We start from the raw sequence: 23,313 nt of genomic DNA on the forward strand, positions 1-23,313 counted from the left end.
CTGACCTCAATGAAATTAAGAGGTCAGAGCTACAATGCGCCAACCACACACCATCGCTGTTATTCTATTTGAAAACCTGATGCCGCTCGATGTTGTGGGGCCAACAGATGCCTTTATGGTTGCTAACTATTACTGGCATCGCGAACAAACGAATTCTTCTGACGACCAGTTTTACAAATATGAGTTCGTTAGCGCGGCCGAAGAAACCATTACTTGCCTCTCAGGCCTTCAGCTACACACCACTAAGACAATCACAAACCAATCACCCGATGCGTTTGACACTATCCTTGTCCCAGGCGGGAATGGTGTATTCACCGCTCTTGAAAACACAGCTCTTATTAAATGGCTCTCTATGTGCCAACAGAAGCAGCGAATTATGTCTGTTTGCTCTGGTTCTATCCTTCTTGGTGAAGCCGGGCTTCTAAACGGTAAAACGGCCTGCTCGCACTGGATCACATGCGATTATCTCAGAGATCACTATCCCGAAGTAAACGTAAACCCAGATGCACTTTATATGTTTGATGGGAATGTCATTACCTCCGCAGGCGTTACTGCAGGTATCGACATGGCACTTGCTATCATTGAAAAAGACCTAGGCTACGAAATTGCCTTAGCCACCGCCCGGCGTTTAGTGATGCACCTCAAGCGTAGCGGTAATCAAAGCCAATTCAGCTGGCCAATGAAGATGCAGTATAAGCCGCAAAGCAAACGCATTCAGTCCGTCGTACATAAAATACTTTCTGAACTTCAGACAGAGCTTGGTGTTGATGCCTTGGCTGAACATGCTGGCATGAGCACGAGAAATTTCAGCCGTTTATTCAAGCAGCAAATTGGTGAAACGCCTGCCAAATTTGTGGAAAAATCTCGCCTTGAATATAGCCGTATCGTGCTTGAGGAAAACCAAAAGGCGAGCCTTCAAAGCATAGCTACCGTTTCCGGCTTTTCCTCTGGCGAACAATTTTCCCGATCTTTCGAACGCATCTATGGCCTTCATCCAAAGGATTATAGTGCCCAGTTCAAACTTCAACAGGAAAGTATCTCCTCATGAAAATAGCGATTTTACTTTATCCGAACTTCACAGCGCTTGATGCTATTGGCCCCTATGAAATGCTGGCGCATGGCCCGATGGTAGACCTTCAGTTTGTTGCAAAAAAGAAAGAGATCATTTCCTCGGAGACCGGATTTTTGAATATACAGGCTACTGCAAGTTTTGATGAAATAGAACACGCTGATATTCTTGTAATACCCGGAGGGCCAGGTGAGGCAGCGGCAGCCCGTGATAGTGAAACCATTGCCTGGATAAAAAAAATCCACAAAACAACCCGTTTCACAACAAGCGTTTGCACGGGCTCTATCATCCTTGGCGCAGCAGGCCTTCTCAATGGCTTGAATGCGACCACCCACTGGGCGGCAGCCAAGCATCTTGAGCAGTTTGGTGCCACATATCAGGCGGAACGCTGGGTGCAAGAAGGTAAAATCATAACTGCAGCAGGTGTATCAGCTGGAATTGATATGGCCCTTTATATGGTCGGCGAAATCATGGGACCTGACGCTGCTCAAATGATACAGCTATCAACCGAGTATGACCCAGCCCCGCCATATGATGCCGGGTCACTAGCCAAAGCACCTCCCCATATTAGTGCAGCAATGACACAGCATTTCAGCGCATCAATGGAACAGAGAAATCGAGGATTAAACTCAAACTAAACTTTTGCTTAATTTATAAATATGATCAAAGCCTGTACATAGTAACTTCACGGAGGGAGTTACTATGAAACTTAAAACACTATGCCTTTCAGTTGCTGTAACTTTTGCAGCAACTGTGTCTGCTGCAGCTTTTGACGGCACTTTTTATCTGGTGCGGCATGCTGAAAAACAAGCAGACCATAACCCACCACTTACAGAAGCCGGTGTTAAACGCGCTGAAGCTATTGCTGAAAAACTAAAAGGCAAAAAGCTAAACGCAGTTTATTCAACAGATTATACGCGCACGCTGCAAACAGCTGAACCAACAGCAAAGCAGCACAAGCTCGACGTTACAAAATATGATCCGCGCAAGCTGAAGGATTTTGCAACAGAACTAAAGAACCTAGAAGGCACATATCTGGTTGTTGGTCACAGTAACACAACACCCTATCTAGCATCGCTCTTGATCGGCGAGAAACTGCCTATGCTCAATGAAAAGCAATATGATCGAGTTTATATCGTACATATAGATAATGACGGTAAAGCCTCGCTCAGCATGGATTATACTGAGCCAAGAACTGAGTAATTAAAGTTTACCTTCTTTTAGAGCAGTGAATAGCTCAAGAGCTTCTGGTGCATCCCACTTAAGCGGCCCGAGATAAAAAGCTCTGATATTACCTGCCTTGTCTACAACGAAACTTGTTGGCAAGGCACCTTCTGCCAGGTCAAACATAGTTTTCATGGTTGGGTCGGCATACAGGTTCAAACCTTCAACATCCCATTCTTTCAGAGTCTCTTCGGCTTCCGCAATACCGCCCCGATTGGCGTTAATCGCCACCACCTCAAACTGTTCATCACCCAGTATTTTCTCAAGATGCGCCAATTCTTTCATCTCAGCCCGACAAGGTGCACACCAAGGAGCCCAAAGATTGATAAGCATTGCTTTACCTTTAAGCTCTTTTAAAGCAACCGGCGAGCCATCAGCACGCATAATAATATGGCTCGATAAGGTTTGTGGTTCCTCAGGCAAGGAAAGCTTGGCCATTTCACCTTTTAAATAAGAATTTATATTACCATCCGGCGTTGCAGGGGCACGGAACAGGCTATAAGCTGCCACGCCCAGAAGGGTTATTAGAATAACTGGTAAAATAATGGCCTTCTTGGACATTCTTATCTCCGATCAGAATGGTAACTGAGTAGCGAAGAAAATAAGGATACTGCCGTGAAAGGCAAGGATACAAACGATCAAAACTCTGCGATGGAGCAGAAAAAGCACACATCTGGCGATGGCCAAAGCATGTGGGGTGGTCGCTTCGGTGGCGGACCATCTGCAATTATGCAGGAAATCAACGAATCCATCAGTTTTGATCGACGATTGTACCGAGAAGATATCGCTGGCTCAAAAGCCCATTCTGATATGCTTGCCAAACAAGGCATTATCACGGCAGAAGACCGTGACGCTATCCACAAAGGCCTTGATCAGGTTGAACGCGAAATCGAAGCAGGACACATGACATTTGATCCTGCTCTCGAAGATATTCACATGCATGTGGAAAGCCGTCTCCGCGAGCTTGTGGGTGATGCAGGTGCACGACTTCACACAGGCCGTTCGAGGAATGACCAAGTAGCAACAGATTTCCGCCTTTGGTCCCGTAAAGCGATTGATGAGTTAGACACTGCTTATACTGCATTGATTAACGCAACCCTTGATCAGGCAGAAAAGTATGCAGATGCTGTAATGCCTGGGTTTACCCATCTGCAAACTGCTCAGCCAGTAACCCTAGGCCACCACCTAATGGCATATTATGAAATGTTCAGCCGTGACCGCTCACGCCTACAGGACTGCCGCAAACGACTTAATGAAAACCCATTAGGTGCTGCTGCTCTTGCAGGGACCAGCTTCCCGTTAGATCGCCATATGACATCAGACGCACTTGGTTTTGACCGTCCAATGGCTAATTCACTCGACGCGGTTTCCGCCCGGGATTTTGCAATTGAACTTTTATCCGTCATGTCAATTGGCTCTGTTCATCTATCTCGTTTCGCAGACGAAATAGTACTGTGGGCCACATCAGCCTTTAACTTCCTAGAGCTATCTGATGGTTTCTCAACAGGCTCTTCCATTATGCCACAAAAACGAAACCCAGATGCAGCGGAACTAATCCGCGCAAAAGTGGGGCGCATTATGGGAGCACAAAACGGTTTAATGGTAGTGATGAAGGGTCTCCCCCTCGCTTATTCCAAGGATATGCAGGAAGACAAGGAACCTGTCTTTAAGGCAGTAGATGATTTTGCACTCTGTCTAGCCGCCATGACAGGCATGATGGAAGATCTGAAACCAAATACCAAAGCAATGCATCATGCCGCGGGGCAAGGCTTCTCAACGGCAACAGACATTGCTGATTGGCTCGTGAGAGTACTAGGCCTGCCATTTAGAGATGCACATCACGTCACTGGCGCAATTGTGAAAGAAGCTGAAACCAGAAATGTGTATCTTTCTGATCTGCCTCTTGATGCCATGCAGGCTGTAGAACCACGAATTACAGAAAGCATCTATGATGTCCTTTCTGTCGAAGCTTCGGTAAACAGTCGCACGTCATTCGGGGGAACATCCCCTGAAAATGTAAAGAATGCTGTTAACGCTGCGCGTGAAGCGCTTAAAGAAAGTAACTAATCATGAAAAAAACACTGACATTTGCTTTCATTATTGCCGCGGCAATAGGTGTAACCGCATGTGGTAAAAAAGGCGATGTAAACCCGCCTAAACCAAAAACAAATTCTGTATCGGTGAACTAATATGGATCATTTTCAATATCAAAATGGCGAACTGTTCGCTGAAGGTGTGGCTATCAGCAAAATAGCTGAAGAAGTAAGCACACCTTTCTACGTATATTCTTCCGCAACACTTGAACGCCATTTTCGAGTTTTCTCAGAAGCATTTGAGGGGCTTGATACTCTTGTTTGTTACGCAGTTAAAGCCAATAGCAACCAAGCCGTACTAACCACTCTCGCGAAAGCTGGCGCTGGTGCCGATGTGGTAAGTGAAGGTGAACTTCTTCGTGCGTTGCAAGCAGGCATTCCAGCAAACAAGATTGTTTTCTCAGGCGTTGGTAAAACACGTTCAGAAATGAAAGCCGCACTTAAAGCAGGCATCAAGCAGTTCAACGTGGAAAGCGAAGCTGAGTTTGAAACGCTCGATACAGTAGCTGGTGAACTGGGCATGATCGCCCCTGTCTCTGTGAGGGTTAATCCAGATGTGGATGCTAAAACCCACGCTAAAATCTCCACAGGGAAATCTGAAAATAAGTTCGGTATCCCATGGAGCCGCGCGGAAAATGTGTATCGCCGTATCGGGGAACTCAACAATCTCAAAGCCGTTGGTGTTGATGTGCATATTGGCTCACAGCTTACGGATTTGGAGCCTTTCAAACTGGCATTTGCCAAAGTGGTAGAACTTGTAGAAAAGCTACGTTCACAAGGACATGCTATTAAGCATATTGATCTCGGTGGTGGCCTTGGCATTCCTTATCAGGCCGGAGTTGAAGCTCCACCTTCTCCTGGTGCTTACGGCCGCATGGTAACTGAAGTCCTCGGCGATCTCGATTGTAGCGTTATTTTTGAACCCGGACGTATGATCGCAGGGAATGCTGGCCTTCTAATCACAGAAATGCTGTATGAAAAAACCAGCGACACAAAAAAATTCTATATCGTAGATGCAGCGATGAATGATCTGGCACGCCCGGCAATGTATGATGCGCACCATGAGATTATTTCCGTAAAATCTTCAGATGCACCAACTGATAATCCTGTAGATATAGTTGGGCCAGTTTGCGAAAGCAGCGATGTATTTGCAAAGGACCGGAACCTGCCTGAGTTTCAGCCAGGCGACCTTGTTGCTATTAAATCAGCAGGTGCATACGGTGCCGTAATGGCAAGCACATACAACACGCGCCCACTAGTACCGGAAGTGTTGGTCAAGGATGAGAAGTACGCGGTAATCCGTAAACGTCAATCAGTTGAAGAGCTAATAGCGCTGGACAACGTGCCAGATTGGCTTTCAACAGAGGCATAATCTTCAGCTTCAAGTTTCGAGAGCGCTTTATTCACCTCCGATAGAAGTTGTTCCATATTGAAGGGCTTTGTAAGAAGTCCTTCAATAAGCAAGGATAGATTATGCGCACGCTGTCGCTCGTCGGCAAAACCTGTCATTAATAGAATTGGGATATGTGGTCGTTCTGATCGCACTTTAAGTGCAAGAGAAATGCCATCCATCATTGGCATAGCAATATCACTTAAAAGCAAATCAAAATGATGATTGGTCATCAGTTCTACAGCAGCAGCACCATCATTCGCTATCAACAGGCTGTGACCATGCATAGTGAGAACCCGCGAGACAAACTCCCTAACGGCTTCTTCATCTTCCACTATTAAAATACGTGCCATCAGACTTCCTCTGACATAAACCCTCTATTCTGGAGGGCAGTTAAAAGACTTAATAAAATCCCTCATTCCAAGAAAACACGAAAATCATGTTTTTTCTGTGATTGAATGAGCTTTAGCACTCTGAACTGTAGAAAATTTGACTATAATTTTAACATACGTCCAGTTATTTTACATAAATAGTTAACTATAACTATTAACTTTCAACTATAACGCGCTATATCAAACGCAATAGCATAGTAAATTCAAGTAAATTGAGGATTATTCTACTATTGTGGGTAAGCGCCTTCGGTGGAAGAGCGCGAGTCTTTTATTACAGAAACCTGCACATTTGCGATACCTGCTGGGATTGGTACACGAACCTGTTCAAAATCAAGCTTACCACCACGACGGATTAAAAGCCCTGGTGGATCAAACACCCAACTATCAATTACCTGACCATTAGCATTAAAAATCTGTGCCAGAACTTGAGGGACTTTAGCACCAGTAGTACCGAGGTTTTCCACGTACCCCCTGAGTATCAGCGCCTGTTCACCATTACGTATTTCTACGCCAGTACTACTGTTGTAGAGAACTGCATTTACTACCTCAATCGCTTCGGCATTAGATGGTGTTAGCGTTCCACCTTCCGCTTCTGCAGCTTGTCTCATTACCTCTACTTCAGAAACACTTTCACCAGCTTCATCAAAGAAAGCAGCCGCATTCGGTAAATACGCACGCATTAAAGTGCGATCAAAAAACACCAGATAAATTGACGCGACAATAAAAAGTAAAAGACTAAACCAGCCCACCATCATCAAACGGCGTTCACGCGCGACTAGATCACGCTCATTCTGTTTACGCTGCTCAGCGCGGCGGCGCGTAATGAAATCATCATCATCATCTTCATCATCTAGGAATTCAGATCCGTATTTCTCTCGCAGAGAAGCCCCAAAATCATCACTCTCTGCGGCTGCATCAGCTAAATCATCATCAAAATCAGAAGCTGGAGCCATATCATCTGCAAAAGGATCATCTTCCGGTTCAGGTTCTACTGAAGGCGGTGCTGCTACTTCTTCACGCACAGATTGCCTAAGTGCAGCTGTTTGCGCAGCTGTGTTTGCATCCAACTTGCCATCAAAATTGACGGGCGTTTCTGCTACCCGTTGTTGCGGCATTTGCGGTTGAGGCTGAACAGCTGGCTGCTGAATTGGGGCTGCTTGCACCGCAGCTGGTGGCGGTGTCGGCGCAGGATCGCGCAAATCAGTTGACGTTGCATGCCATGAATGCTGGCAGCGCACACATCGAACCTTACGCCCTTCACCGGATATTGCGCCGGCAGGAATATTGAATTTTGCGTCACATGACGGACAAACAAGGATCATAAAACTGCCTAAACCGTTGCCTTATATCGAGAACCCCATAGCGCACACAGAAAGTGTACTTCAATATAGTATCTATTTCCAATCTACAGGAATGCCCATAGAAAATACAAGTAGCTATATGTGAATCCTATACTTGCCGCTTGAATTAGCGTATGCAATTCTACGCTTGTTTTGATTGGGAGGGCTTATGATAAGCTTCGAAAATGTAGGCATGCGTTACGGCATGGGCGCGGAAGTACTGACAGATGTCAGCTTTTCCCTTGATCGCGGCAGCTTTCATTTTTTAGTTGGCCCTTCGGGCGCTGGCAAAACTACTCTCCTAAAGTTGCTTTATTTGGCACATCGGCCATCTCGAGGCCTCGTTAATTTTTTTGGCAAAGATCTATCAACGCTTGAGCGGGATGCACTTCCACGTATAAGGCGCCGTATCGGTGTAGTTTTTCAGGATTACCGCCTGTTTGAGCACATGACCGCTTTTGAAAATGTCGCTCTCCCCTTAAGGATTCAAGGTGCGAAGAAAATACAGGTCGCAGACCATGTGGAAGAACTTTTGTCATGGGTAGGCTTGGGCGACCGTATGCATGCGAAACCGGCGACACTTTCTGGTGGTGAAAAACAGCGGGTCGCGATTGCACGTTCTATTATCAATAAACCAGACCTTTTGGTAGCTGATGAACCAACAGGTAACGTTGACGCAGAAATGTCACGACGTTTGATGCAGCTTTTCGTGGCCCTTAATAAAGAAGGTACAACAACCATTGTTGCTACCCACGATGAAGGGCTCGTAAAACGCGTTGGGGCCCCCGTTCTTCGCCTTGATAAAGGCCAAGTTTCATACACACCGGGCGGCAAACCTATGGACCCAAGGAAATAACCATGTGGGGGAAAACATTACAGTTTCTGCCTGAAAGCAGTTTACGCGAGGGCCTCCTTCCCTGGGTAATTGGTGTAATGCTGTTTTTATGCACACTTTCTCTCGCAGGCGCTTTTGCCATTGGACAAGGGCTTGAGAGATGGAGCAATCATCTCACCGCAAATCTATCTGTCCAGATTGTTGTAAAAGATGCAATAGAACGGGAAAACCAGACACAAGCCGCTCTTCGCTTACTAAATGCCACACCTGGTGTTGAAAAAGCTGAAGTCCTAGCAGATTCAGAAATTATCGCCCTTCTGTCTCCATGGTTGGGCGAAATGCCAATTGATAATAACCTGCCAATTCCTACGTTGATTGATGTTAAACTAGATGAAAGTGCAGACAGACCGGATACCAAAGCGCTTTCAGAACGATTGAGAGCCGCAGCACCCGGTGCTCAGCTTGATGATCACCAAGCATGGATGACTCAAATCCTTGAGCTCGCCGCTATTATTCAAATTCTCTTATGGTCTGTCGTCTTTATGGTAGTGATGTCCACTGTTGCTATCGTTATATTTGGGTGCCGTGCAGGCCTTGCGACCCATCACGAAAGCATTGAGATTATGCACCTGATGGGTGCCGAAGATAAAATGATCGCGAAAGCTTTTGATGCCCGATATTTAATTCACGGCCTCAAAGGGGGACTGCTCGGCGTTATTCTCGCGGCTACCACGCTATGGGTGTTATCACGCATGGCAGAACGCCTTGGACAAGGCTTGATTAGCGCAAGCTTGCCAGATTTAAGCTATCTTTCATGGCTTTTCATTCTCCCCATTGCTGCCGCAATTATTACTATGCTCACTGCCCGTATCACTGTACGTAAAGCACTACTGGAATTGATGTAGGACTGGTTTTGAAAAGCTCGAGCTTTAGCATACACCGCTTTCTTCTAAAGCTGATTGGCTATCTCATCATTGCATGGGGTATTGGCTTCGCTTTATTTTGGATACGCCTACCCTATGCAGCCAAAACAGATACAACAGCCAGTAAGTCAGACGCTGTTATTGTCTTAACTGGCGGGCCTAACCGGCTCGAAACAGGTATTACTCTTCTGGAAAACAAGGTTGCAGGCCGCATGCTTATCTCAGGCGTTCATGAAGATGTACGCCCTAGCGAGCTGGCAGTCCGGACAGGAGCTAATCCAGACCTTTTTGCTTGTTGTATTGATTTAGGCTATGCAGCTGACAGCACCATTGGCAATGCCCAAGAATCAGCTGAATGGGTACATAAGAACAGCTTTCAAACTATTCTGCTCGTAACCTCAGATTATCACATCCAGCGTAGTTTGATTTTATTCCGAAAGCATTTGCCAGATACGAGTATCACCGCTGTTTCGGTACCTACAAAATTACCCGTGCTAAAACTGGCAAAAGAATATAATAAATACCTCATCACGCTGGTGCGTGAGGGTTTAAGCCTGTAACTAATATATCTGGAGAGTACCCTTGGTAAAGCAATTGCGCCTTGCTATCGCTGTTATGTTTGTGGCCATTCTGGTCTATAGCGGCCTTTGGTTCACTGCGGCTTTTCAAGCGGAAAAAGATACGGTTAACCTTCTAGCGGATTGGCGCGATCAAGGCATTCAAATAGAACACGGCAACATAAGCCATAGTGGTTTCCCCTACCGTATTGCTGTTGAAATTGAAGACTTTGATCTTCGCACTCGTAGTCGTGGCCTCGATATCCATACGGATAAAATGGTTCTAACCACACATCTTTGGACAGCGAACCACTGGGTAGCACAGATTTCAGGACTAGATGCAAAATTTGCTAACAAATCACTGGCTTTGCGCGATAAGGCGCTAAATGCCAGCTATAAGCTTTATGAAGATGGCCAACGTGTTATTGCGATTGATAGCTTAACCACAGATGATCTGAATGTAGACCGTTTCTTCGGTGTTATCCCACCGCGGTTAACAGGCCTTCAACTTTTCCTCCGTTTCAGCGACGCCAACACTCAAGCAAAAGAAGGCTTATACGGCGAAAGATATTTAGATCTGAAGCTTGTTGCCAATACTGACACAACATCTGTGGAAGCCACGGGCGGTATCTCTGGCCCTATCATTCATGATTGGAACAAAAGGGAACTTGAAAACTGGCGTGATGAAGGTGGCCTTGTGGAATTCAGCATCATTGATATCCGTTCACAAGGTGGCCGCCTGAGAGGTAGCTTAAGTGCAACGCTAGATGAAAATATGAAGCCGCTTGGAAGCGCCAGCATGACAGTGAATGGCGGTGAAAACATCCAAAAACTGCTTCAAACAACAGGTATTAACCCAGCTATCATCCCATCTTCCGGTGCACTAAACATCATGCTGCAAAATGGTAGATATTCGAGCGGTGCAAATGCGAGCGGAAGGCTAAAACCTGTTCTAGATTAATCTTCGTGCGTCCGGCCAAAGTCAGCCGCAGCATCATCTTGGCCTGCATCGATAATACGGCGGCGGATACCGCGGGTGCGAGTAAAGAGATCGAAGAGCGCGTCCCCGTCCCCCCAGCGAATAGCACGCTGTAAAGCCGTTAAGTCTTCCGAGAAACGGCCAAGCATTTCAAGGACCGCATCCTTATTGTTCAAAAATACATCTCGCCACATGGTAGGATCAGACGCGGCAATACGTGTGAAATCCCGGAAACCACCTGCAGAGTATTTAATCACTTCTGAACGGGTTACTTCTTCCAGATCTGAGGCAGTACCTACAATATTATAGGCGATCAGGTGCGGTACGTGGGATGTAATTGCCAGTACCAAGTCATGGTGCCCGGGGGTCATAATTTCTACGCGGCTACCAAACGCTTTCCAAAGGGCAGATAGCTTTTCCAACGCGTCCTCATCAGCACCTTCAGGCGGTGTGATAATACACCAACGGTCATCAAAGAGAGTTGCGAAACCAGCGCTAGGGCCAGATTGTTCTGTACCCGCAACCGGGTGACCAGGGATAAGATGCACACCTTCAGGCAGAAGCGGATCAAGTGCCTTGAAAACACTTTCTTTTACTGAGCCCACATCACTGATGATAGCACCAGCTTTCAGGTTGCCTGCAATAGCAGCACCAACAGAAGTCATCGCCCCCACTGGTACCGCAAGCATAATAAGATCAGAATTATCAACGGATTTTTCTACATCAGTATAATATTCATCCGCAAGTTCCAGATCTCTTGCTTCTGAAATGATGGTTTCATTTGCATCCACGAGCGCCAGTGTTTCACAAACTTCATATTTGCGAACGGCCCGAGCAACAGATGAACCAATAAGGCCCGCACCAACAATGGTAATGCGGTTAAATATACTGTCTGTAACGGTCATTATTTATCCAAGAAACTCTTTAATCAGCGCAATAACGCCCTTGTTCTGTTCTTCCGAACCAATAGAGATACGTAGGTGGTTTGGAAGCGGAGGCAAGGCACGAACAAGATAACCGCGCTTTGTCAGGAACTCATTACACGCCAGCGCGCTTTTGCTTTCATCTGGGAATTCTACAAGCACGAAGTTAGTTTGGCTTTCAACCGCCTTCAGGCCAAGTGCATTCAACTCAGCTGTTAGCCAATCACGCCACGTTGTATTGAATTCCACAGATGCCTGAAGGTGCTCTTCATCTTTCACAGCCTCAATTGCAGCAGGTTGGCCTGGCACGCATACATTAAACGGCATACGCACACGGTTGATCACATCAATAATGCCCGGCGCACCATATGCCCAACCAACCCGCAGCCCTGCGAGCGCATACATTTTTGAGAAAGTACGTGTCATGATCACGTTATCATACTTTTCAACGAGGCTTTCACCCGCATTATAATCATCGGCTGTTACACACTCTGCATACGCAGCATCCAGCACAAGAATTACGCTATCAGGCAGTCCAGCATGCAGACGCTCAATTTCTGACCATGTATTATAAGCACCCGTTGGATTGTTCGGGTTATCAACAAACACAAGCTTGGTGTCTGATGTAACTGCTTCAAGTATACCGTCTACGTCAGCAGCCCAGTTTTTGTTCGGCACTGCAATACCTGTAGCGCCCACCGCCCGTGTTTGAATTGGGTAAACCATAAAACCATATTGGCTGTAGATTACCTCATCACCCGGGCCTGCGAATGTATGGATCAAAAGAGTAAGGAGTTCATCGGAACCTGCACCACAGATAATATTATCTGCGTTGAGATTATAAACATCCGCAATTGCATCGCGAAGATCATTTGAATTGGCATCCGGGTAGCGCATAAGGCCACCAGCAGTATCTTTGAACGCTTCAACAGCTTTGGGACTTGCGCCAAAAACAGACTCGTTTGAAGAAAGCTTCACTACTTCCTCAACACCCTCAACCTTGGAACGACCCGGCACATAAGGTGCCATATCCATAATCCAATCATGAGCTTTCGGGGATGCCATTTTAATTCTCCAATATTTTACTAATCCGCTACGATTCCCTGTGTACCGCAGCTTCAAAACAGCTTGGACACTATAGTGGCATTCACTAAAGCGCAAGTTCAGTGAAGCTTCGTTTTCACTTTTTACGGACGCCACAAAGTTACATGCCTCTTGAGCACAAATCCGACACCTCTATAATACAATATCATCCATGGAATATAATTATCTTGAATATATATTCCATGGAAACTATATACATGGATAGTAACTGGATATCAGTATGGCTAATAAGCAATTGATCATTGATGCGGACATGAGTGTTGAGCATAAAGTAATGGGCCTTTTGGCCTGTATTGCTCAGGAAAAGAAAAGTGAGATGGAACGCCTGCTCAAACCATCAGGTCTCTCTATCCTACAGCTTTCTATTCTGCATTCGCTCTCTTTTGCTCCAAAGAAAACCCTTACGGTTTCTGATTTGAAAGCAACACTGGTGGATGACAACCCCAATGTATCTCGCACACTTAACAAGCTGGTTGAAGCAGGTCTCGTGATCAAGCTTCGAAGCGAACAAGACCAACGTACCGTTTATGTATCCATCACCGACGCTGGCGAAAAAGCCCATACAGATGCGGATCAATTGCTCCTCAATCAACGCATAGATCTTCCGGAAAATGAAATGAACGCGCTTTATGAAATCCTGAAAAAGCTCTGACAGCTAAAGGCCTTATTATGCTTACACTACACCATCTGGAAAACTCACAGTCCATTCGTATTCTCTGGCTCCTAGAAGAACTGGGTATAGAATATGCTTTCAAAATGTATGATCGAGACCCAGCCACAAGGCTTGCACCTTCTGAATATAAAGAGATATCGCCGCTAGGAACTGCGCCGGCAATTACCGATGGTAACGTCACCCTGAGCGAGTCTAACGCTATCATTGATTATATTATCGAAACATACGGCGACGGAAAGTTACGGCCGAAAACAGGCACACCTGAACGTACGGATTATCTATTTTGGTTTCATATGGCACAAGGCAGCCTGCAGCCGCTGTTAACGAATAGGTATGTTTTTTCAATGATGTCAAGCAGAGCTCCTTTCTTCATCAAACCTATCGTTGCCAGTATTGGTAAAAAACTGAATGAAAACTTCATAGCCCCACGCCTTGAACGCATACTGGTACAAATGGAAGCCCAACTTGCCAAAACCAAATGGTTCGCAGGAGATGAACTGACAGCAGCCGATATCACCATGGGTTACTGCGTTGAAGTAATGGCTGTACGTGTTGGTCTTGGCGATCGCTATCCTCATACCCAGCAGTATCTTGAGCAAATGCGAGCACGCCCAGCTTATCAGGCAGCTCTCCAAAAAGATGGAAAGTTCAAACCACTCGCATAGTGTTTCAATTGTTTCTGACCTTTTACGATAGTTTTCCCTCGTTGACATTCGCAGTGCTTCTGGGTTTTCTGGCGCAACAACGTTTTGAGAGACATGTGTAATGGTAGCTTCTCGGCGATAGTTACCTACCCGCACCGAGTTGCGGACATATATAATATGAGACCACAAGTTATGCGTTTTGCGTCATCTGAGATCACATCTTCAACTGCATACAGGTTGCTAACGTCAACAGTAGTGCCAAGGCCCATTGCTTTTGTCACAACACTCGGCAAAGACGGCATAGTTAACGCAGCCCCTTTCAGTTTTTTCAATGCGGTAGGCAGTAGCCCACCAGTTCTTGTGCTTGGTTTTGAACCGAAGGTAGACAATAGTGTAAAAGACACGCCTCGGAACATTATAGAAACCAAAGAGTTTGTGATTAATATTGTGAATGAGGCCTTAGCAGTTCAAATGAATATTTGTGCTGGCAACTTTACGCAAGACCAGAGTGAGATAGAAATTGCTAACATTAATGTAACGGAATCAACCGAGGTAAAGCCCCCTCGTATTCAAGCATCGCCTGTGAGCATGGAATGTAAGTTGTTTCAACATACCGCTTTGGAGGGTGGCGGCTGTGTCATCATTGGTGAGGTCGTCCAATTTCATGTGCAAGATGATATTATCCTACAACGAGACCCTTTGCGAATTGATGTAAATAAACTAAACCCGATAGCACGCTTAGCTGGTCCCGATTACGCTAGAATAACAGATCAATTTCAAATTCAACGTCCAAAATAAAAGCTGATAAACGAGAAAGAAAAATATCTATGAACACATCAGCTTGCAACAGTGTCAGTCTCTTCACTGAAAGCCCACTTGAACTGGATAGTGGCGCTACCCTTTCGCCTGTAAATGTAGGTTTCGAAACTTACGGCGAACTGAATGAGGGCCGCTCTAATGCCATTCTCATCTGTCATGCCCTTACCGGTGATCAGTATGTAGCAAGCAATCATCCTATCACTGGCAAACCTGGCTGGTGGGAACGTATTATCGGCCCCGGTAAACTTGTGGACACCAACAAATATTTCGTCATTTGCTCAAATGTACTTGGAAGCTGCCTTGGCACCACAGGGCCCAAGGAAATTAACCCGGCTACTGAAAAACCGTGGGGCATTGATTTTCCGGTTATTACCATTCGCGACATGGTAAAGGTCCAAGCAGCACTGTTGGATCATCTGGGCGTCGATACACTCTTTGCTCTGATAGGCGGTTCGATGGGAGGCATGCAAGTACTAGAATGGCTCGCCACCTTCCCAGAACGGCTACATAGTACCATCGCTCTCGCTACAGCTGCCCGGCATACGGCACAAAATATTGCTCTCCATGAAGTTGGCCGCCAATCTGTAATGGCTGATCCCAATTGGAATGGTGGGCGCTATTATGAAAAAGAAGCAAAACCAGACAAAGGCTTGTCTGTTGCCCGCATGACAGCCCACATTACTTACCTGTCTGAAGATGCACTTACCCGAAAATTTGGTCGCAACCTTCAAAGCCGAGACGCCATCACTTTTGGGTTTGATGCAGACTTCCAAGTTGAGAGTTACCTTCGTTATCAGGGCAGTACGTTCGTGGATCGGTTCGATGCTAACAGCTATCTCTACATTACCCGTGCAATGGATTATCTGGATATCGCTGGCAGGCATGATGGCCGGTTGGCTGACGCCTTTAAAAATGCGGCCCATGTTCGCTGCTGTATAATCAGCTTCTCAACGGATTGGCTTTACCCAACTGCTGAAAACAAGCGCATTGTACATGCACTAAATGCAGCTGGTGTTCCTGTAAGCTTTGCCGAAATCGAATCGCCACACGGCCATGATGCTTTCCTTCTAGAGGAACCGGAAATGGATCAGATGATTGAAGGCTTCATTTCAGCGGCAGCTAAAGCGAGGGGGCTTAGTTCATGACCACACTTAGAAAAGACCTTCAGCTTATTGCGGACATGATTGAACCTGAAAACCGCGTATTGGATGTTGGCTGTGATGACGGCGCACTTCTAGATTATCTGGTGAACGAGAAAGGTATCGATGGACGCGGTATTGAAATCAGCCAAAAGGGTGTAAACAGCTGTGTCGCCAAAGGTTTGTTTGTGGTGCAAGGCGATGCTGATAACGACCTTCACGAATATCCAGACAACACCTTTGATTATGTAATATTATCTAAAGCGCTACAGGCGATGCATCAACCTCGTGAGGTAATGCTCAATCTCCTCCGGATTGGAAAACGTGCGATTGTCACTATCCCCAACTTCGGCCAGTGGCGTGTACGTTTCAGCTTACTTACCCGAGGCCGTATGCCTGTTACCAAGGCGCTTGATAAAACGTGGTACAACACCAGCAACATTCATTTTTGTACGATTACCGATCTGTTTGATTTAATCGAACAGGAAAACTTAAAAGTGGCAGAGTTTGTACCTCATATGAGCGACGGTACACGCCTCAATATGGGCAGAAAGCGCGCAAATTGGCACGCCGATCAAGCATTGTTTCTATTAGAAAAATAACTAGAGCTCAGGAAGTTCGCGGGTGACAACTACACCGTCTGCATCCGCGATTACCCAATCACCCGGGTGAATCGTAACACCACCAAAAGCGACTTCCACATCTACTTCACCACGGCCCAGCTTTTCAGTTTTTCTTGGGCAACTACCTAGTGCTTTAATACCTATATCTTCACGGATAAGTTCGTGCTTATCTCGTATGCAGCCGTATATAACAACACCTGCCCAGCCGTTTCGATTGGCATCTAGCGCTAGATTCCCCCCCATAAGGGCGGTTCGGCAACTACCTTCACCGTCCACCACCAATACTCTACCTTCACCTTTACCAGCCAGAAGTTCTTTCACTTTGGAATTATCATCCAGTGTGCGTACAGTTACCGCAGGACCAGCGAAATCTCGCCGCCCCCCAAAATCTCGGAAATCGACAGACAGAACAGCCGCATCACTGCCTACCGCATCACATACGTCTGCAGTAGCAAGTTTCGGTGTTTTTAAAATGCCTGCCGTCATATGTTACTTCCCGTTTTTATGAATAATCGGCACCAGCATATCACCCCAGCCGCCTTCTTCGTTATGATATCTTGACGCACGCATCAGCTCAACTGTCACACCTTTACCCACGGCAGAGATAACCGCATCATTAAGGCGGTGCAGTGCATTGGCTACCTGACGGATCGCCATTTCCTGACTTTCTTCCATTGATTGGCTTTCAGGTGTATCGCTCATGAGTTTATCTCCACAAGAGTTGAGTAATTTAATAACGAAAACACTATATTTTGCGCAATAATAATACAAGAAATAATCTGATAATATTTCTTGTCGACGCAAAACTAGCGTATAAGTATTACACATAGAAAACAATAATAGGTGAAACTACTTACCAAAAGGTAGCTATATGGGTTTCCCCATCTTTCAAGGGTCAACGAAACAAATATCTAGTGACGTTCTCGCAAATGGGTAAGAACCGGACGCGCCTTCATTTTCACCGTTTTCTTGGGAAGTGCGCCATAAACCTGCTTTCTGGCAGTAACGATAAGCGCACCACCCAGATTTTTGCCCATCATACCCATGAAATGCTCGGAAACACGCATCAAGTTAGCAGCACCCAGAAAATTTGTAGGCGGCATCATCAACGCAGTTTGCCACGCCTCTGGCGGCAACATCTGTTCAGTCATCAAGCGGAACAACTGGCTCTTAGAGTAAGGTTTTCCATGCCCGAATGGTGTTGCTTCAGCAGCAGACCATGTACGCATACGGTTCGGCACAACCACAACAACCTGCCCGCCCGGTGCCAACACACGCCACACTTCTCTAAGTAAATGTGTTGGTTTATGTGCATGCTCAAGTGCATGTACAAGTAGCACTCGATCAATTGAAGAATCAGCAAGTGGTAGGTTATACTGGTCCACAAGTGCAGTCTGACTGTCACCTAAGGTCGGCCAGTGGCATACACCTTGCCGCTCTGGCATAAATGCGAGAAATTTTGCGAGGCTATCTTCGCCTTCACTGCCCGCCAAGGCATCCAGATACGGTAATGTATAACCAAGACCAATCGTAATAGCGCCAGTTTGCGTTGGCAAAAGCCCTTTAACGCGCGCAGAAATAATCTGAGCTGCTTGAGTACCCAAACGTGTTTCATAAAACCTATGTAAAGTGAGTACATCAGGTCTCACGCGATATCTCCAACCAGTTAACCAGCGGTTCCCATAGGCCTTTTTTAGCCCTGTCACCAACTACCATACCTATATGCCCTGATGGTGGCACATGTTTTGTGACACTCGAGATTTTTTCAGCAATCGCAAACGCGCTCGCTTGCGGCACCAAACGATCCCCCTTCGGCGCAACAACAAAGGTAGGACAGTCAATATCTTCAGGCCTCACAGGCAGTCCAGCAACCAACCATTCTCCTTTCATGGTCAAGTTCTGTTCGTACCAATAAGACAAACACTCCTGCCCCACTTTTTTAGCTAAAGGGCCTCCATTATTTGCCCACATCTCCATGGCAGCAAAAAAATCAACTGCTTCGCCTTCATGCTTTCCATCTGCATAAGCACGGAACTTACGGTCATTCAACGTGGGATCAACACTTGTGAAAAAAGTTTGCAACACATCCACACCAACTGTGCTGCCTTCCACGAGTTTATCTAAAAACCTTAGCATTTGGGGAGCATTGCGCCTGCCGGGGTGGGGTTTATCTGTATTAAAATCCCATGGTGCAGCTAGCAGTACTAACTGAGAAATCAATCCTTCTGTTCGGGCTGCGACAGCCACACTCAAAGTTCCCCCCATACAGTAACCAACGAGAGGGATAGCCTTACCCGCCATTTGAACAACATGCTCGATAATCGGTATTAACCGTTCAGAGATATATCCATCCAAACCAAAATATTTTTCCTCATCCCCTGGGTCACCCCAATTAACAAGGAGTGGTCTATACCCTTGATTTCTTAGGAAGGTTGCCAAACTTCTTCCAGGCATCAGATCAAGAATATAATGCGGGTTAATAAGGCTAGGCACCAGAAGAATAGGTGCCCCCTCTCCACCCAAATCATGTAATTTCACACATCCAATTTCATATGTAATCGGGGCATCCGTAACTGGTGGCTCGAAAGCATGTGCTAGATATTGGTTAAGACCTTTCAGAAATTTATTCTTTCTTACAGATGCCTGCTTCTCAAGCTCTTTCTGGAAAGCAGCGTCAGACACACCATCAAGTTGTTCTTTTAGGTTTGCCACCGCCGCTTCAAGTTGAGGATGCCAGACACCAGAATCAAGCCCAGCTTTACCGGCAAGTGTGGCTCCACCCCAGATAGCTTCACTATTGGTGAAATGAAGAGACAAAGGCCTCGGCCCTTTGATCCTGCCAGACATAGTCATTTTACCGTTTCTGCTCATCAAAAGCGGGGGAAAGAAGCGCTTTCAGATCATCAGGTGTTAAAAGCTCTTTATCCACAGACCACAGGCGGATATTTTCCTGCCACAAGTCTAAAAACTCAGCGACATATTCTTCAAGTTCAGTGTTTTTAGTCATAACGTGAGTATAGAAAAACTCGTCAAAGACAGAAGAAGTTTCTTTTTTGCAGGCGCACAATTTTTCTTGCGGCAGCGCACCAAATACCATTTAATCATTTCCTTGTAGGGACAACAAACTAAGGATAACGCTTCTTGACAGCGTTATCATTTGAGGGACACATGGCGCGTAAGAAACGTTTGGCGGGGGAGCCAATCACCATTAAAAAATATGCAAATCGCCGTTTGTATAACACTGAAACTTCAAGCTACGTGACACTAGACCATCTAGCCGAGATGATTAAAGCTGGCGAAGAGCTGGTTGTTATGGATGCAAAATCCGGGGAAGATCTAACCCGTTCGGTTTTAACTCAGATCATCGTGGAAAAAGAAAATTGCGATGAAAATATGCTGCCAATTTCATTCCTGCAGCAACTCATTCGCTTTTACGGCGATAACATGCAAACACTTGTGCCTGCATACCTTCAAAGCACCATGGATATTCTAAACAAACACAAAGACCAGATAAATCTAACCTTTAGTGATACTGGTCACGGAAATATGATCCCACTTTTTGAAGAAATGGTGCGTCAGAATATGGCTTTCTTCGAACAATCCATGCATATGTTTATGCAAGCAGGTGCTGAAAGCACAAATGAGCCCGCAGACGCAGCAGACGACACAGACATTGCGGAACTACAAGCTCAGCTAAAAGCCCTGCAGGAAAAGGTGGATAAGATAAGCACATAACCCGCACACCGCCTTTCCAGACAGTAGCTTCGGCATTAAGAGGATAGGAAAAGGCGCATGCCCGTAATTTTGTTTGCAGTATTTATTGACCTTCTTGGGTTCGGCATTATCGTGCCGGTGCTCCCCTTCATTGTGCTGAATTTCGGTGGCGATTCCGTGTCTGGCATGGCACTGGTTTCAATCTATTCCTTAGCAGCCTTTATTATGGGACCAATCTGGGGGCGCTTTTCAGACAAATTTGGCCGCAAACCCGCACTAGCTGGCACATTCTTAGGCGCAACTATCTCCTATATTACTTTAGGCATGGCAGATACGCTTCTTCTCTTGTTTCTCGCTCGTGCAATGTCAGGTGCCATGGCGGGGAATATAGGTATTGTAATGGCAGCTATGGCTGATGTGACTACTGAAGAAAATCGCGGCAAAGCCATTGGCTGGATCGGCGCAGCTTTTGGTCTGGGCTTTGCGTTAGGCCCCGGCATTGGTGGCATTCTCAGCACCATCGGCGGCAATGGCGATCCCAACATTTTCTGGGCAGGGATGACTGCGGCATGTTTATCATTTACAGCAATGATTCTCACCACCATCTTTGTGCCGGAAACGAACAAGAAGAAAACAGAAAACGAAGACCATAAAGATGTTCCTCGGTGGACCAGTGTATTCAAACAACCCGGTCAAACAGCGCTTCTTGCAATGTTTATTATAACGGCTATTGGCCAGAGCATCAGCTTTGCTATCACACCATTTTGGGCTGAACGGGTGCTTGGCTGGAACTCAGCGCAAGTAGGTTACCTGTTAATGGCATCAGGTGTATGCGTGTTTTTCATTCAGCTTTTTGCCATTGGGCCACTATTCAAGAAATTCGGTGAGGTTAAATCCCTCGGTATGGCACTTGGTTTCCACCTGATTGGTGTTGCGATTATTCTTTATGGCCCTGCTGAACCTATCACAGCCATTCTAGGCTTCCCGATCATTATGAGCGGCATGACCCTTACCTTCCCCGCACTTAACAGCCTTGTATCCAGGCGTACCGATGAGCGTTTGCAAGGTACAGCGCTTGGAATTTCGAATGGCCTATCATCTCTTGGCAGGATTGCAGGCCCTATCACGGCAGGAACGGTATTTACTGCAAGTGTCGCGGCACCGTTTTATATTATAGCCTCAACGGGGATACTTGTAATTTTTTGGACAGTTTGGGAACTATCCGCACGCCCAAGCCACATAAAAGCGCCAGCTGAATAATCAACTGGTACATGCTTGAAGGTTGCTGCTTACCCAAGCTCCGTGTTCGCGGGCGATATCATTCAACGCGCCATTAAAAGCAGCTACAATATCATCATGAGAACCGCCTACAACATTCTCTGTACGGGTATAAACGGGATGCCCCACAAGATAGGCATCCTGAAGCCTGATAAGAGATAACTCTATCTCAATATTCACCATATCACTGCTACCATCAGCACTTGGCGCAAACTCCATTTTCCAGACCTTCACATCCATACGGCAGTTAACGCGGACATCAAGTCCCTTATCACTCACGATATTAGCAACTGTTTCAGCGCGCAAGGAATGCACCAGATAGTCCTGCATCAAATCCGAAAGGTGCCCAGCCCAGCTTACTCCTTTCAACACGGTACGCTTGTTATTATCCAGCGCGACAACAACCTCAGTACCGTCAATACCGCTACTCATCACTGGATGAGAAACATACATTGTTGCACCATCATTCGTGTTGCTCGAAGCTATTTTCGGATATTCGAGAGTGTAAACTTCATCAGCGGGGCCATCGTCGCCAAAAGAAATCAATGGGCCACATCCACCCACCACCGCCATAAGGCCAAGTGCGGTTCCAAGTTTGGCAGTTTTCAATAGCTTATGCATCATTTTGTGCCGTCCTCAGTTTTGCGGGTTTCCAGGTCATACTTTGCTTCTTTTTTACCAAAGATAGCGCCGGCGGGGTTTTGCTCAATACGGCTCATCAGTCTCGAAAGACTTTGCGCTGTTGTTCTCAGGTCCACGATCATGCGTGTTACTTCTGGTAAGCTATTCCCAATAAACTGTGTTACGTTTTCTTGGTTAGCTGCCACCAAGGCATCAATTCTCGCCAGCGTCATATTCGCTGTTTTCAAGGTTGCTGTTGCTTCTGCGATCATCAGTTTAGCGTCTTCCTTGATCAGCTCATCTCCAGATGCTGCCAAGGCAGACACATTAAGTACCGCCGTATTCGCATTCGCCAGTACAGTACGTACTTCGGCAACAATTTGATCAAGGTCTTGTGTACCTCTTGCGATATTACCAGTTAACTGATCTGCATTTCTAAGTGTGCTGGAAACAGATGCGATATTCTCATCGCTCATCAACTTCTTCACCTGCACTACAGCGGCAATTGCTTCATTGATAAGGTTTGGAGCGTTTTCATATAGCGCCTGAAAGGCTGATGCCTCAGACGGGATAACAGGTCTGGAGAAAGCACCATCTGCCACAATTTGTGGTGCCTCTGGCGGACCGCCATGCAGTTCGATATAAGCAACGCCTGTCAGTCCTTGGAATTCCAGTTTGGCAACCGAACCCTCATTCACTGGCACGTCTGATTTAAGGCGGACAACGACAAGTACTTTCTGCGGATCATTCGGAGCGAGTGTGATATCCCGCACATCCCCAACAGGAATACCTGAATAATAAACGATACTACGCTTATAAAGCCCTGAAACTGTACCTTCAAAATAGATTTCATAATCTACATATTCAGCGTCCAGATCCACTTTCGCGATCCAAATCGCAAATGCTACAAGCCCCGCAAGGAATGTTAAAACGAAGCCACCAACGATGATATGGGATGCTCTGGTTTCCATTA

The 23,313-nt window shown here is 46.2% G+C and carries 29 protein-coding genes; 17 read left to right on the plus strand and 12 right to left on the minus strand.

What is annotated here, in order from left to right; all coding sequences use genetic code 11:
- The first annotated feature begins 34 nt into the window (after positions 1-34).
- The 3 genes from MF542_RS06740 (at position 35) to MF542_RS06750 (ending at position 2,272) form a co-directional block, all read left to right on the plus strand.
- The gene (locus MF542_RS06740) at positions 35-1,048 is read left to right on the plus strand and encodes a GlxA family transcriptional regulator (RefSeq protein WP_247017281.1); all 1,014 of its coding nucleotides are present in this window, start codon (positions 35-37) and stop codon (positions 1,046-1,048) included.
- Positions 1,045-1,707 carry a DJ-1/PfpI family protein gene (locus MF542_RS06745; RefSeq protein ID WP_247017283.1) on the plus strand — a complete coding sequence of 221 codons (663 nt, stop codon included), beginning with the start codon at positions 1,045-1,047 and terminating at the stop codon, positions 1,705-1,707. Before MF542_RS06740 ends, MF542_RS06745 begins: the two co-directional genes overlap by 4 nt.
- A 64-nt stretch (positions 1,708-1,771) precedes the next feature.
- The gene (locus MF542_RS06750; protein WP_247017285.1) at positions 1,772-2,272 is read left to right on the plus strand and encodes a SixA phosphatase family protein; all 501 of its coding nucleotides are present in this window, start codon (positions 1,772-1,774) and stop codon (positions 2,270-2,272) included.
- On the opposite strand, the gene MF542_RS06755 is transcribed toward MF542_RS06750, so the two are convergent.
- Positions 2,273-2,854, minus strand: a complete 582-nt coding sequence (locus MF542_RS06755) for a TlpA disulfide reductase family protein (protein WP_247017287.1) — start codon at positions 2,852-2,854, stop codon at positions 2,273-2,275.
- Between the two features lie 90 nt (positions 2,855-2,944).
- Between MF542_RS06755 and argH the strand changes: the two genes are divergently transcribed.
- The 3 genes from argH to lysA are packed head-to-tail and all read left to right on the plus strand — an operon-like array spanning position 2,945 to position 5,758.
- Positions 2,945-4,360: an argininosuccinate lyase gene (gene argH, locus MF542_RS06760; RefSeq protein ID WP_343264865.1), complete on the plus strand. Its 1,416-nt coding sequence runs from the start codon at positions 2,945-2,947 to the stop codon at positions 4,358-4,360.
- A gap of 2 nt (positions 4,361-4,362) precedes the next feature.
- Positions 4,363-4,482: an LPS translocon maturation chaperone LptM gene (gene lptM, locus MF542_RS17885; RefSeq protein ID WP_425531245.1), complete on the plus strand. Its 120-nt coding sequence runs from the start codon at positions 4,363-4,365 to the stop codon at positions 4,480-4,482.
- Between the two features lies 1 nt (position 4,483).
- A complete protein-coding gene (gene lysA, locus MF542_RS06765) occupies positions 4,484-5,758 on the plus strand; it encodes a diaminopimelate decarboxylase (protein WP_247017291.1) in 1,275 nt (424 codons plus the stop codon).
- Here the strand turns inward: lysA and MF542_RS06770 are convergent.
- Together MF542_RS06770 and MF542_RS06775 are read right to left on the minus strand one after the other, a co-directional pair.
- Positions 5,695-6,129 (minus strand): response regulator, encoded by a 435-nt coding sequence (locus MF542_RS06770; protein WP_247017293.1) that lies wholly within the window; start codon positions 6,127-6,129, stop codon positions 5,695-5,697. The two genes, lysA and MF542_RS06770, sit on opposite strands and share 64 nt — an antisense overlap.
- Positions 6,130-6,395: 266 nt before the next feature.
- The gene (locus tag MF542_RS06775) at positions 6,396-7,490 is read right to left on the minus strand and encodes a zinc-ribbon domain-containing protein (RefSeq protein ID WP_247017295.1); all 1,095 of its coding nucleotides are present in this window, start codon (positions 7,488-7,490) and stop codon (positions 6,396-6,398) included.
- Positions 7,491-7,677: 187 nt separating this feature from the next.
- On the opposite strand from MF542_RS06775, the gene ftsE reads away from it, so the two are divergent.
- From ftsE to MF542_RS06795, 4 genes are read left to right on the plus strand one after another with little or no spacing between them, the layout of a single operon-like run.
- Positions 7,678-8,364 carry a cell division ATP-binding protein FtsE gene (ftsE, locus tag MF542_RS06780; RefSeq protein ID WP_247017297.1) on the plus strand — a complete coding sequence of 229 codons (687 nt, stop codon included), beginning with the start codon at positions 7,678-7,680 and terminating at the stop codon, positions 8,362-8,364.
- 2 nt (positions 8,365-8,366) lie between these two features.
- Entirely contained in the window at positions 8,367-9,248 is an 882-nt protein-coding gene (locus MF542_RS06785) for a cell division protein FtsX (RefSeq protein ID WP_247017299.1), read from the plus strand.
- Between the two features lie 8 nt (positions 9,249-9,256).
- The gene (locus MF542_RS06790; RefSeq protein ID WP_247017301.1) at positions 9,257-9,826 is read left to right on the plus strand and encodes a YdcF family protein; all 570 of its coding nucleotides are present in this window, start codon (positions 9,257-9,259) and stop codon (positions 9,824-9,826) included.
- A gap of 22 nt (positions 9,827-9,848) precedes the next feature.
- Positions 9,849-10,784 (plus strand): DUF2125 domain-containing protein, encoded by a 936-nt coding sequence (locus MF542_RS06795; protein WP_247017303.1) that lies wholly within the window; start codon positions 9,849-9,851, stop codon positions 10,782-10,784.
- Here MF542_RS06795 and MF542_RS06800 read toward each other — a convergent pair.
- The gene (locus MF542_RS06800) at positions 10,781-11,707 is read right to left on the minus strand and encodes a prephenate/arogenate dehydrogenase family protein (RefSeq protein WP_247017305.1); all 927 of its coding nucleotides are present in this window, start codon (positions 11,705-11,707) and stop codon (positions 10,781-10,783) included. The two genes, MF542_RS06795 and MF542_RS06800, sit on opposite strands and share 4 nt — an antisense overlap.
- Before the next feature lie 3 nt (positions 11,708-11,710).
- Positions 11,711-12,790: a histidinol-phosphate transaminase gene (gene hisC / locus MF542_RS06805; RefSeq protein ID WP_247017307.1), complete on the minus strand. Its 1,080-nt coding sequence runs from the start codon at positions 12,788-12,790 to the stop codon at positions 11,711-11,713.
- Positions 12,791-13,049: 259 nt separating this feature from the next.
- Between hisC and MF542_RS06810 the strand changes: the two genes are divergently transcribed.
- From MF542_RS06810 to metW, 5 genes are all read left to right on the plus strand, one after another.
- On the plus strand, positions 13,050-13,481 hold the full coding sequence (locus MF542_RS06810) for a MarR family winged helix-turn-helix transcriptional regulator (protein ID WP_247017309.1): 432 nt from the start codon (positions 13,050-13,052) through the stop codon (positions 13,479-13,481).
- Between the two features lie 17 nt (positions 13,482-13,498).
- Entirely contained in the window at positions 13,499-14,167 is a 669-nt protein-coding gene (locus MF542_RS06815; protein ID WP_247017312.1) for a glutathione S-transferase family protein, read from the plus strand.
- Between the two features lie 171 nt (positions 14,168-14,338).
- A complete protein-coding gene (locus MF542_RS06820) occupies positions 14,339-14,944 on the plus strand; it encodes a flavin reductase family protein (RefSeq protein WP_247017314.1) in 606 nt (201 codons plus the stop codon).
- Positions 14,945-14,973: 29 nt separating this feature from the next.
- The gene (metX, locus tag MF542_RS06825; protein WP_247017316.1) at positions 14,974-16,110 is read left to right on the plus strand and encodes a homoserine O-acetyltransferase MetX; all 1,137 of its coding nucleotides are present in this window, start codon (positions 14,974-14,976) and stop codon (positions 16,108-16,110) included.
- A complete protein-coding gene (gene metW / locus MF542_RS06830; protein WP_247017318.1) occupies positions 16,107-16,706 on the plus strand; it encodes a methionine biosynthesis protein MetW in 600 nt (199 codons plus the stop codon). The genes metX and metW overlap by 4 nt, the downstream gene beginning before the upstream one ends.
- Here metW and rraA read toward each other — a convergent pair whose 3' ends face one another.
- From rraA to MF542_RS06855, 5 genes are all read right to left on the minus strand, one after another.
- The gene (gene rraA, locus MF542_RS06835) at positions 16,707-17,213 is read right to left on the minus strand and encodes a ribonuclease E activity regulator RraA (protein ID WP_247017320.1); all 507 of its coding nucleotides are present in this window, start codon (positions 17,211-17,213) and stop codon (positions 16,707-16,709) included.
- A gap of 3 nt (positions 17,214-17,216) precedes the next feature.
- On the minus strand, positions 17,217-17,429 hold the full coding sequence (locus MF542_RS06840; protein ID WP_247017322.1) for an SMc00767 family acetate metabolism repressor: 213 nt from the start codon (positions 17,427-17,429) through the stop codon (positions 17,217-17,219).
- Positions 17,430-17,638: 209 nt separating this feature from the next.
- Positions 17,639-18,376 (minus strand): methyltransferase domain-containing protein, encoded by a 738-nt coding sequence (locus MF542_RS06845; protein WP_247017324.1) that lies wholly within the window; start codon positions 18,374-18,376, stop codon positions 17,639-17,641.
- Positions 18,366-19,574, minus strand: coding sequence for an alpha/beta fold hydrolase (locus MF542_RS06850; protein WP_247017326.1), 1,209 nt, complete (start codon positions 19,572-19,574; stop codon positions 18,366-18,368). The genes MF542_RS06845 and MF542_RS06850 overlap by 11 nt, the downstream gene beginning before the upstream one ends.
- Positions 19,575-19,581: 7 nt before the next feature.
- Entirely contained in the window at positions 19,582-19,824 is a 243-nt protein-coding gene (locus MF542_RS06855) for a hypothetical protein (RefSeq protein WP_247017328.1), read from the minus strand.
- 71 nt (positions 19,825-19,895) lie between these two features.
- Between MF542_RS06855 and phaR the strand changes: the two genes are divergently transcribed.
- The gene (gene phaR / locus MF542_RS06860; protein WP_247017330.1) at positions 19,896-20,462 is read left to right on the plus strand and encodes a polyhydroxyalkanoate synthesis repressor PhaR; all 567 of its coding nucleotides are present in this window, start codon (positions 19,896-19,898) and stop codon (positions 20,460-20,462) included.
- Positions 20,463-20,519: 57 nt separating this feature from the next.
- Positions 20,520-21,701 carry an MFS transporter gene (locus tag MF542_RS06865; RefSeq protein ID WP_247017332.1) on the plus strand — a complete coding sequence of 394 codons (1,182 nt, stop codon included), beginning with the start codon at positions 20,520-20,522 and terminating at the stop codon, positions 21,699-21,701.
- Here MF542_RS06865 and MF542_RS06870 read toward each other — a convergent pair whose 3' ends face one another.
- Both MF542_RS06870 and MF542_RS06875 read right to left on the minus strand, forming a co-directional pair.
- Entirely contained in the window at positions 21,702-22,343 is a 642-nt protein-coding gene (locus MF542_RS06870; RefSeq protein ID WP_247017334.1) for an ABC-type transport auxiliary lipoprotein family protein, read from the minus strand.
- The gene (locus MF542_RS06875) at positions 22,340-23,311 is read right to left on the minus strand and encodes an MlaD family protein (RefSeq protein WP_247017336.1); all 972 of its coding nucleotides are present in this window, start codon (positions 23,309-23,311) and stop codon (positions 22,340-22,342) included. The genes MF542_RS06870 and MF542_RS06875 overlap by 4 nt, the downstream gene beginning before the upstream one ends.
- Positions 23,312-23,313: the final 2 nt, after the last annotated feature.

Origin of the sequence: Kordiimonas laminariae, assembly GCF_023008165.1 — a bacterium.
Classification (GTDB): Bacteria; Pseudomonadota; Alphaproteobacteria; order Sphingomonadales; family Kordiimonadaceae; genus Kordiimonas; species Kordiimonas laminariae.